The organism is Lentzea flaviverrucosa (assembly GCF_003350445.1).
GTDB lineage: Bacteria > Actinomycetota > Actinomycetes > Mycobacteriales > Pseudonocardiaceae > Lentzea > Lentzea californiensis.
Genome location: NZ_QQAU01000008.1, coordinates 13,972 through 23,290 on the forward strand (window position 1 = coordinate 13,972; position 9,319 = coordinate 23,290).

Consider the following 9,319-nt stretch of genomic DNA (forward strand, 5'->3'; position numbering starts at 1 on the left):
GCCTGGATCGCGCGAGCCTGAGCGCTGTTCGCGCATGCTGCTGGAGAGCACCCCCGACACCGAGATCGTCGGCGAGGCCGAGAACGGCGCCGAGGCCGTTCGGCGGGCCATCGAGTTGCCTCCGGTTCTTCCAGTGAGCCGTCACTGACAGAGGTCGTCGGCCGCTTCAGTTCCGCGAATCCTGATGGTTCTTGCGGTGGTTGGAGAACAGCGTGATGCCGCTGGCGACGGCGATCAGTCCGAAAGCGGCGCTGATGTAGAGGCTCAGACCGAAGGCTTGAGTGGCGACGTTGGCCGCGACGCTCACCACCAGGATCGTCGCGAGCAGGGCTTGGCTGCGAGCGGGAGAGAAGTTCATGACGAAGAAATTAGTCGTGTTCGCCAGCGTCGCCGATACCGCAGGCTCCCAGGTACCAGGTAGAGCAGGCTGCACCTCGATCCTTTGCGACGTCGACCGTTGTCAGCCGTGAGCCCGCTGCCGGTCACGTTCGTCTGGGAGGTCAGTTGCATGAACAACGTCACCAGTGGCTTGCAGTGGAACAGTCGTGACACCGAAATGTTCTTGCCCTGAGCGCCCAGGAGCGTCCGGTACACGAACTGGACGTACGTCTTCGAAGACGTCGCCCTTGTCGGGCATCCGCCATGCCTCGTCGCGCCGCGCCGACCCGGACGATGCCCTGCTCTCCGGCCTCGGAGAACGGCGAACGCCTGTCCACTCCGGGAAATCATCGCCATGGCGATGCTCCTGCTGATGGCCGGCCACGAGCCCACCGCGGTGTTCGTCACCAACGCGTGCGAGCCCTGACCGCCCACAGCTGAGGCTGTGGACGGTCACAGGCCTGCGGTGATCGTGCCCATCGGCTGCAAAGATCATCCACAACTGGTGGCGCGGAAGTGCGTCAGGCTGTGTCGTACTGCGTGGGCCCCACGACCGCGGTGCAGCACCCGGGGTTCGCCCACCCCTGCGCCACGAGGTTCCACTTGACCCGCACGCCTTCTGTGAAGTCGTAGTTGCAGGTCTTGGAGGTGTTGTCGCCCTTGCTGTTCACGCATTCGCCGGTGACCGCCCCGGCCTGCCAGAACACGACGGCAGCCCGGCCATCGGCTTCGTCGTCCCAGACTGTGAACGAGTCGCCATGGCTTGTGAATGTCGCGTGCGCGAGCCGGTTCGGCCAGGTTCCGTAGACGTTGCTGCTGGAGTCAGCCGTCGCGGGCGTGGCCATGACGGCGGCAAGCGCCACCGCCACGACAGCGGTCACCCCGAACTTCTGTGACAGACGCAAGATCATCACTCCTGACTGGACTCCGTTTGGCTGGACAACTACGTATTCGACGAAGCCGATCATCGGACTGATAGCCTGAACGTACGTACCGCGCCGTCCATCAGGGTGAACTCGATCATGGAATGGTTCCCGGACGGGGCCGTGTGGTGAACGGTCGTCGCTGCCGCCGAACCGCGTGTCCATGCTCGAACAACTGCCGAAGCTGCTCATCGGCGTTCCAAGCCTGATCTCGCCCCGTTTCCCCGCGCAGGAACGACGCCGCTCAGGGTGCTGTGCCCGTAGGCGTCGCTGAGAGCAGGGTGGAAGGATCCGAACGATGCGGCGCTCAAACGCCGGCCCTGCTCGCAACTGTTCGATCGGCCAGGCAGACGTCACCAGAGTGCCGGTGAACGTCCGCGCCGAACCTCGAGCGAATGCGCCGGTGATCGGATGTCCCGGTGAGGCACGGACGACGGTGGCGAGGGTGTGCGGCAACACCGAGCGCGTGTGTTGGCGCCAGACGCAGCTGCGTCACCGCGGTCACGGGCGAGCGGTCCGGTGGGAACGTCGACCGCGCCCACGAGTTCGAGCCGCACGATCAGTCACGTCATCCGAGGCGGCCAGGTACGGGAGTCGCCGCCGTGGCCCGCAGGTCCTCATCGATGGTCCGTTGTGGCTGCAGGACGGACAACAGCGGTGCGGCCATGGCCGTCGTCACCAGGGCCATGATCACCATCAGGGTGTACAGCTGCTGGTTCAGCAGGCCCAGCTGGACACCGATGCTCAGTACCACCAGCTCGGTCAGCCCCCTCGTGTTCATCAGCGTGCCGAGCACGGCCGCTTGGCGCACAGGGGCGCCGCACAGGCGGGCGGCGGCGAAGGCGCCGAGGAACTTGCCGCTGATGGCGGCCGCGAGGATGAGCGCGAGGGCACCCAGCCCGCCGGCGCCCAGTGCGGAGAAGTCGATCGCGAGGCCTGCGGCGATGAAGAAGATGGGCAGCAACAGCACCGAGTTCAGCTCGGCGACGCGGTCGTGCACGAGCTGGCGGACGCCGTTGCGCGGCATCACCGTGCCGAAGAGGAACGCGCCGAAGATCAGGTGCAGGCCGATCCACTCGGTCACCGCCGCCGACAGCAGCAGACCGCCCACGACGACGGCCAGACTGCCGGGGCTCAGCGCGCGATCCGCCGGCATGATCCTGGTCAGCAGCGGCCGCACCACTCCCAGCATCACCGCCAGGTAGGGCACCGACAGCGCGAGAAGCCACGGGGGGTTGCCGCCCTGCCCGCTCAGCGCCACGGCCACGGCCAGCAGGACCCAGGCGAGCACGTCGTTGATCGCCGCCGACACGAGCGCCAGCGACCCGGTCGTCGTGTGGTGCATGCCCCTGTCGGTGAGGATGCGGGCGAGCACCGGGAACGCCGTGACCGCCATGGCCACCGCGAAGAACATCAGGAAACCGGTGCGCGCGCCGGCTGGTGCGTGCTGATCCGCGTAGACGAGGGCGACCAGCAGGCCGAAGCCGAAGGGCAGCGCGACCGACGTCACCGCTACTGATATCGCCATCCGGCCGCCGCGGCGCACGGCGCCGAGGTCGAGCTCCATGCCGACGACGAACATGAACAGCGCCACGCCGATGTTGGCCAGCACGGACAGGTCGGCCCGGATGGCGGAGGGGAACAGGGCGGCGCCGGGTGCGGTCGTGACGATCAGGGGGAGCACCAGCACGCCCGCGAGCACCTCGCCGATCACCGGAGGCTGTCCGAGCCGCCGCGCGGCCGCTCCGAGGATCCGCGCCAGCGCGATGATCAGCGCCAGGTCGACGAGCAGGATCACGATGTGCGACATCCGCACGCCCTCCACTCAATTCTGCGGGCCGGCACCGGGATTTTCCGCTCGCCGACGTTCCGCATATCGCCGAGATCGCGTCGTATTCGTCGGCAAAGACCGGCGGTGGATCTGCTTCCGCAGTATGGCCGAACGCGTTCCGCGGCCGTCAAGAACGACCGTTCGTGTCGCGACCGGGGTCGGCGGCGGCGGCGTCCCGGCCCGGTTTGAATTCATCCTGGTGCGGTCGCCTTTTGTGTTCTGCGTTCGTGTCGCACGTGGGCCGTTCGTCGTACCGTGATTACTCCGGCCGTTGTCGCGTCCTGTTGACGGGACGCGCCGGTTGCTTGAAAGTTCTGACCGCTTGTCCAATGATTTGGGTAGAAAACGCGGTGGGGGTGGTGATGAAGGTCGGCGTGGATCAGAAGCTCTGTCTTTCGTCCGGCCAGTGCGTGCTGGCCGCTGTCGACGTCTTCGACCAGCGTGATTACGACGGCGTGGTGATCTTGAGGGATCCGGCTCCGCCGGAGAGCGCCGCCGAGGGCGTGCGTGCCGCCGCAGCCGCGTGTCCGGCGCTCGCGATCAGGATCGAGGAGTAGACCGCGCATGGCGATCCGCGCCGCCGCAGTGCCCCGATCCCTGCTGCGGGAGACCGGGAATCGAACGAACGGGTCCAAAGCGGACGGTAGCCGGGTGGGAGCGTTGCGTGTACAGTCGCTCGCAGATGGGGTTTGCATTTGTCTGCCTGCGACATATCTGATGCTGCGGGCGACATGTCGCCGTGTGATTTCCTGTCGTGGGATTGGGGGGTCCCTGATGTGATAGCGCCTGTTGCTCAGTCCTGATTGTGGAGTGACGGTCACGCGGTCTGCAGGGCTTCGACTCTGTACTGATAACGGACACCTCCGCATATTTGCCGGACATTTGTTTCGCACTCACTGGTGCAGGGCTTGGGCGACCAAGGACCTGGTCGCGCGAGCGGTGTTGCCCACGCCACCCACGGGCGACGCGACGGCCTTCGTCCCCGGCCCTGCGATCTTTTCTCGGGGGCTGGTGTGGTTGACGACGGCACATTGATCGACGAACACGTCCTGGTGAGCGACTATCCGGCGAACGGCCTGCCGGCCGCGTCGGACCGGGTGCTGATGACCGGCACCGGACTGTGGATCCCGAAGGAGCTGGGGTTCGACGAGTGGGAACGCGCGGGCCGCCAGTTGGCGGGCATCGTGGACTCCTCGTCGTGGTGGCTCGGGGACTGGCTGGTGTACGGCAAGAAGCACTACGCCGACCGCTACCGCATCGCGATCCGCAGCGCCGGTCTGCGCTACCAGACACTGCGCAACTACGCCTGGGTCGCCCGGCGCTTCGACCTGAGCAGACGTCGCGCCGCGCTCACCTTCCAGCACCACGCTGAGGTTGCCTCCCGCCCGCCGCACGAGCAGGACCAGTTGCTCGACCAGGCCGAGCAGGAGAACTGGACCACCAAGCAGCTGCGCGAGGCGACCAGAGGCGCCGTCGAGCCCGTCGTGATCCCCACCGTTCCCAGCGCTCGCATCGAGCTGCCGAACAACCGGGTCGGCGTGTGGCGCCGGGCTGCCGACGAGGCCAGGGTGGACTTCGAGAAGTGGGTCATGACGATGCTCGACTGGGCGGCGGCCGAGGTGCTCGGCGACGAGACGCCGCCCAGCTCCCAGTGACATCCCGACGTCACTCCGGCCAGCGGCGGGTGCTCACCCGCCGGCGCCCAGCCGGGTCACCAGGTCGATGAACTGACCCGCCGTCGAGTTCAGGTAGAACTCGCGCACCGACACCCTCGGCATCCGCCGCGAGCGCATGGTGATCAGCACGCGCTCGACCAGCAGCGAGTTGCCGCCGAGCTCGAAGAAGTTGTCCTCCCGCTTGACCTCGGTGTTGAGCACGTCCGACCACAGGGCGAGGACGTTGCCGCCGAGGTCGTCCCCGCAGGCGGTGTCTTCCCCTCGTGCCTGGCTCGCGAGCACGGGCTCGGGCAGCGCCGCCAGATCCGCTTTGCCGTTCGGCGTCAACGGCAAAGCGGGGATGGCGGTGATCGTCGACGGCACCATGTACTCGGGCAGCAGGCCGCGCACCGCGCTCCACACCTCGCCGACGTCCCGGCCACCGGGCAGCACGACGAAGGCGTCGATGCGCGCGCTGGCCGGGTCGTCCGGCGTGCCCAGTCCGACGGTGACCACGGCGGCCGCGACACCCACGTCGTTCACCAGGACGGATCGGATCTCGTCCAGTTCGATGCGGTAGCCGCGGATCTTCACCTGGTTGTCGACGCGGCCGAGGTGGTCGAGCCGCCCGTCCGGCCGCAGCCGGCCGCGGTCGCCGCTGCGGTAGCGGCGCTCGCCGTCCACCGGGTCCGTGACGAATCGTTCCGCCGTCAGCTCAGGCCTGCCGAGGTACCCCTCGGCGACACCGGCGCCGCCGACCCAGATCTCGCCGGGCGCCCCGACGGGCAGCACTTGTCCTGCCTGGTCCCGGACCGACACCGACCACCCCGGCAATGCCCGGCCGACCGACCGGGAACCCGTGACGACCTCCGCCGGCCCGATGGTCTGCGCCGTCACGTGCACGGTGGTCTCGGTGATGCCGAACATGTTCACCACCCGGCAGCGGGTGTGCGGGTACCGGGCGAACCAGGGCGCGGTGCCGCGCAGGTCCACCGGCTCCCCGCCGAGCACCACCAGCCGGACCGCGAGACCGTCATCCGCCTCCTGGTCGGCGCGGATCAGCTGGGTGAACGCCGAGGGTGTCTGGCTCAGCACCGTGACCTTCCTCCGCGCCAGCAACGCACGGAACGCCTCCGCGTCCCGTGCGGCCCAGTACGACACCACGACCAGCGAACCGCCCGTGAGCAGACACCCCCACACCTCCCAGACGGAGAAGTCGAAGGCACTGGAGTGGAACATCGTCCACGTGTCACGCGCGCCCAGCGCGAACTCGCCGCGGGTGGCGTTCATCAGAGCCACGACGTTGCGGTGCGGGACCAGAACTCCCTTGGGACGGCCGGTCGATCCCGACGTGTAGATCACGTACGCGGTGTCCTCATCGGATCCCGCCGCCTCCGGATCCCTGCCCTCGCCGTGCGCTTCGACGTCGCGCAGCGCCACGGCGGTGATGCCCGGCAGCGGCGGCGGGGTGCCCACCACCCAGCGCACGCCGGCGTCCTCGGCGATGAACCGCAGCCGTTCAGGCGGGTTGTGCGGCTCCAGCGGCACGTAGGCGCAGCCGGCCTTGAGCACGCCGAGCAGTGCGACGACGAGGTCGGTACCGCGGTCGAGGCACACGCCGACCAGGTCACCCCGGCGGGCGCCGAGCACGCCCAGCCCGGCCGCCACGCGCGTCGCCCGCTCGTCGAGCTGCCGGTAGGTCAGCTCGGTCTTCTCGTCGCTGACCGCGACAGCGTCCGGCGCCGACCGGGCCACAGCCGCCACGACCTGGTCTATGCGCCCGGTCAGGCCCGGCCCGGTGAGGGGGGTGCGGCCGAGCGCCAGCACCGCCGTTTCGGCCTCGGCGGACAGGTGGCCGCCAGGCTCGCCCTGCGCCGACACGAGCTGGTCGGCGACGTGTTCGACGTGGCGGCTGAACGCCTCGGCGACGGCGGGTGTGACCGCTCCCTCGTCGAAGTGGCACCAGCCGGTGAACCGGCCGCCACCGAACGCGCCGTGCAGGGTCAGTGCGTTCGGCGGTGCGAGGCGGGGCAGGTACTCGCCGCCGCCGGACACGATGATCCCGACGTCGGCGCGGTCACCGCCGGGTGTGACGTCGAAGTCCGCGAGGCCCGAGCGCGAGTCCGGAACGCCGACGCGGTGCACCGCGTCGTTGAGTCCGATGTGGACTGTTGAGGACTCCGTGTAGGTGGAGAGTGTGACGGCTGCGGCGGCGAGGAGCGTCTTCTCGTCACCCGCGACGGAGACGGGGAGCCGGTGCTGCCTGCCCGCGCGCGTCCGGTCGCCCAGACCCCACTCCGGCGCGCCACCGGACGTGGTGCGCGGCGGTGAACCGGGCTCCGGTTCGGGACCGAGGGGCTCGCCGCCGGTCACCGCGGAGGCGAGCAGGCGCAGGGCACGTTCGGAGAGCGCGGACCGGCGGGCGACCAGCACCAGGCGCGCCTGCTTGGCGCTGTGCACGAGCACCACCCGCACGCCATCCCCGACCGGGCGGGACGCTTCCCTGCGCGTCCGGTCCGCCACCGCATCGTCGGGCACCTCGCACGGCCACAGCCGCACTCCTTCGAGCGCTCGCCACCGTCCGGCCGTCCGTGCCGTCCGGCCGGCCAGCTCGTCCGGCCGGACCGGGGCGGGGGTCACGAGGCTGTGGCACTCCCGCATGTCGTCGACGTCCGCGCTCGTCATCGTCACTCCGCTCTCATCGGCTGCTGAACCCGCCGTCGACCGCCACCACCGACCCGGTCACCTGCCGGGAACCGTCGCCGGCGAGCCAGAGCGCGGCATCGGCCACGTCACCCGGTTCCATCAGCGCGTTCATCGGCTGGTCGCGCACGAACACCCGCTCGTGCTCGGCGGCCGGGACGTCCAGCGACCGCGCGATCTCCGCGAGCATGCGCCCCTCGACCATCGGGTCGTCGCGCACCGAACCGGGACACAGGGCGTTGGCGCGCACCTTGAACGGCGCGTAGTCCAGCGCGGCGGCCCTGGTCAGCCCGATCAGCCCGTGCTTGGCCGCCACGTACGCGCCGAAGCGCCGGTAGCCGACCAGTCCCGCGGTCGAGGAGATGTTGATGATGCTGCCGGCGCGTCGCCCGACCATCAGCGGTGCCACCGTCCTGATCATCCGCCAGGCCCCGGTCAGGTCGATGTCGAGCATCAGCGCCCAGTCCGGTTCGGTGATCTCGTGCAGTTCGGCGCCGGACGGTGCGGCGATGCCCGCGTTGTTCACCAGCACGTCGATCGCGTGGAACCGGTCCACCGCCGACCGGACCGCGGCCTCGACCTGGCCCAGGTCGCGCACGTCCACCGCGGCGGCGAGCACCGCGCTGCCCAGCGCCCGGCACAGACCGGCGGTGTGGTCGAGCTGGTCGCGGCCGCCCATCGGGTAGCCGACGCCGTCGATGTCCGCCGCCACGTCGAGCAGGACGAGGTCCGCGCCCTCCTCGGCGAAACGGAGTGCGCACTCGCGGCCGATCCCGCGCGCGGCCCCCGTGATGATCGCGGTCTTGTTCTCCAGGCGCATGTCGCGTCAGCTTCCGCTGATCGCGTTCAGCAGCGCCTCCGGGCCGTCGACGAGGTACATGTGCCCTCCCGGCAGCTCGACGTGGGTGAACGTCTTCACCGTCGTCTCCTCCCAGCCGCGGACCTGCTCGGCCGTCACCAGGGTGTCGTCCACGCCGCGCAACGCCGTCACAGGGACGCGCAGCGGTTCCGTCGTCGACGGGCGGTAGTTCTCGTGCATCTCCACGTCGCTGCGCAGCGTGGGCAGCAGCAGCTCACGCAGGTCAGGGCTGTCCAGCGCGCTGTGCCGGTAGCCGGCGAACTCCCGCACCCGCGCCAGGAACGCCTCGTCGTCGAGCCCGGTCGCCTGGTTCTCACGGACGTGGCCGGGTCCGGGGGAGCCGCTGACGTACACGTGCTGCAACGACGTGTTGCCCGTACGTGCCAGCTCCTGCGCGATCTCGTACGCGAGCACCGCGCCGAGGCTGTGCCCGAAGAGTGCGAACCGCTGCCCGCCCACGGCCTCCAGCACGCGCGGTGTCAGCCACCGCGCCGCTCGTACCGCGTCGATGAAGGCGCTTTCCAGGTAGAGCTCCTCCCGGCCGGGCAGTTGGATCGGGACGATGTGCAGCGCGTCGGAGTCCAGGTGCCGCCAGGCGCGGTAGACCCCGGCTCCGCTGCCCGCGAAGGGCAGGCAGGCCAAGGGCAGTGCGGTCGATGCCATGCTCGTCTCCAGTGTTGCTCGCGCACAGGTGCTGTCGCCCGTGCAGACTGGGCCTCGATACCTTCGGGCGCAAGGAAGAACGGCGCTCAGGGGAGGGTTTCGACGCGCTGCCCGAGTCGGGCGACCGCTCGCAACGTATTGCAGCGCCACGCGGTCGGGCAACACCGGAGCCGGTCGTCGCGGAGACGGACAACGCCGCTGTCCCAACGGGTTTCGTCAAGCTGGTTCGGTGTCCTGTCGACGGGACAGCCCTGTCCGGCGGCGTGCCTTGTGGCGTGCGAGCGGTGTCCACGATGCTCGGTCCGTC

At 69.5% G+C, this 9,319-nt stretch carries 8 protein-coding genes; 2 read left to right on the forward strand and 6 right to left on the reverse strand.

Annotated elements, in window-relative coordinates; translation table 11 throughout:
* Window positions 1-166 precede the first annotated feature (166 nt).
* The 3 genes from DFR72_RS24430 to DFR72_RS24440 form a co-directional block, all read right to left on the reverse strand.
* Complete coding sequence (locus DFR72_RS24430) at window positions 167-358, reverse strand: hypothetical protein (protein WP_090066813.1); 192 nt, start codon at window positions 356-358, stop codon at window positions 167-169.
* 541 nt (window positions 359-899) lie between these two features.
* The gene (locus DFR72_RS24435; RefSeq protein ID WP_143086750.1) at window positions 900-1,493 is read right to left on the reverse strand and encodes a hypothetical protein; all 594 of its coding nucleotides are present in this window, start codon (window positions 1,491-1,493) and stop codon (window positions 900-902) included.
* Between the two features lie 376 nt (window positions 1,494-1,869).
* Window positions 1,870-3,111, reverse strand: coding sequence for a cation:proton antiporter domain-containing protein (locus DFR72_RS24440; RefSeq protein ID WP_090067076.1), 1,242 nt, complete (start codon window positions 3,109-3,111; stop codon window positions 1,870-1,872).
* A gap of 383 nt (window positions 3,112-3,494) precedes the next feature.
* Here DFR72_RS24440 and DFR72_RS24445 point away from each other — a divergent pair, with 383 nt between their 5' ends.
* Both DFR72_RS24445 and DFR72_RS24450 read left to right on the forward strand, forming a co-directional pair.
* Complete coding sequence (locus DFR72_RS24445) at window positions 3,495-3,689, forward strand: ferredoxin (RefSeq protein WP_090067077.1); 195 nt, start codon at window positions 3,495-3,497, stop codon at window positions 3,687-3,689.
* 474 nt (window positions 3,690-4,163) lie between these two features.
* A complete protein-coding gene (locus DFR72_RS24450; RefSeq protein WP_245983447.1) occupies window positions 4,164-4,787 on the forward strand; it encodes an LmbU family transcriptional regulator in 624 nt (207 codons plus the stop codon).
* A 33-nt stretch (window positions 4,788-4,820) separates the two neighbouring features.
* Here the strand turns inward: DFR72_RS24450 and DFR72_RS24455 are convergent, their stop codons facing one another.
* Genes DFR72_RS24455 through DFR72_RS24465 form a run of 3 tightly spaced genes read right to left on the reverse strand, consistent with a single transcriptional unit; the run spans window position 4,821 to window position 9,012 of the window.
* The gene (locus DFR72_RS24455) at window positions 4,821-7,472 is read right to left on the reverse strand and encodes a non-ribosomal peptide synthetase (RefSeq protein ID WP_211335516.1); all 2,652 of its coding nucleotides are present in this window, start codon (window positions 7,470-7,472) and stop codon (window positions 4,821-4,823) included.
* Window positions 7,473-7,485: 13 nt separating this feature from the next.
* Window positions 7,486-8,310, reverse strand: coding sequence for an SDR family oxidoreductase (locus DFR72_RS24460; RefSeq protein ID WP_090066815.1), 825 nt, complete (start codon window positions 8,308-8,310; stop codon window positions 7,486-7,488).
* A 6-nt stretch (window positions 8,311-8,316) separates the two neighbouring features.
* Window positions 8,317-9,012 (reverse strand): thioesterase II family protein, encoded by a 696-nt coding sequence (locus DFR72_RS24465; protein WP_090066816.1) that lies wholly within the window; start codon window positions 9,010-9,012, stop codon window positions 8,317-8,319.
* Between the last annotated feature and the right edge of the window lie 307 nt (window positions 9,013-9,319).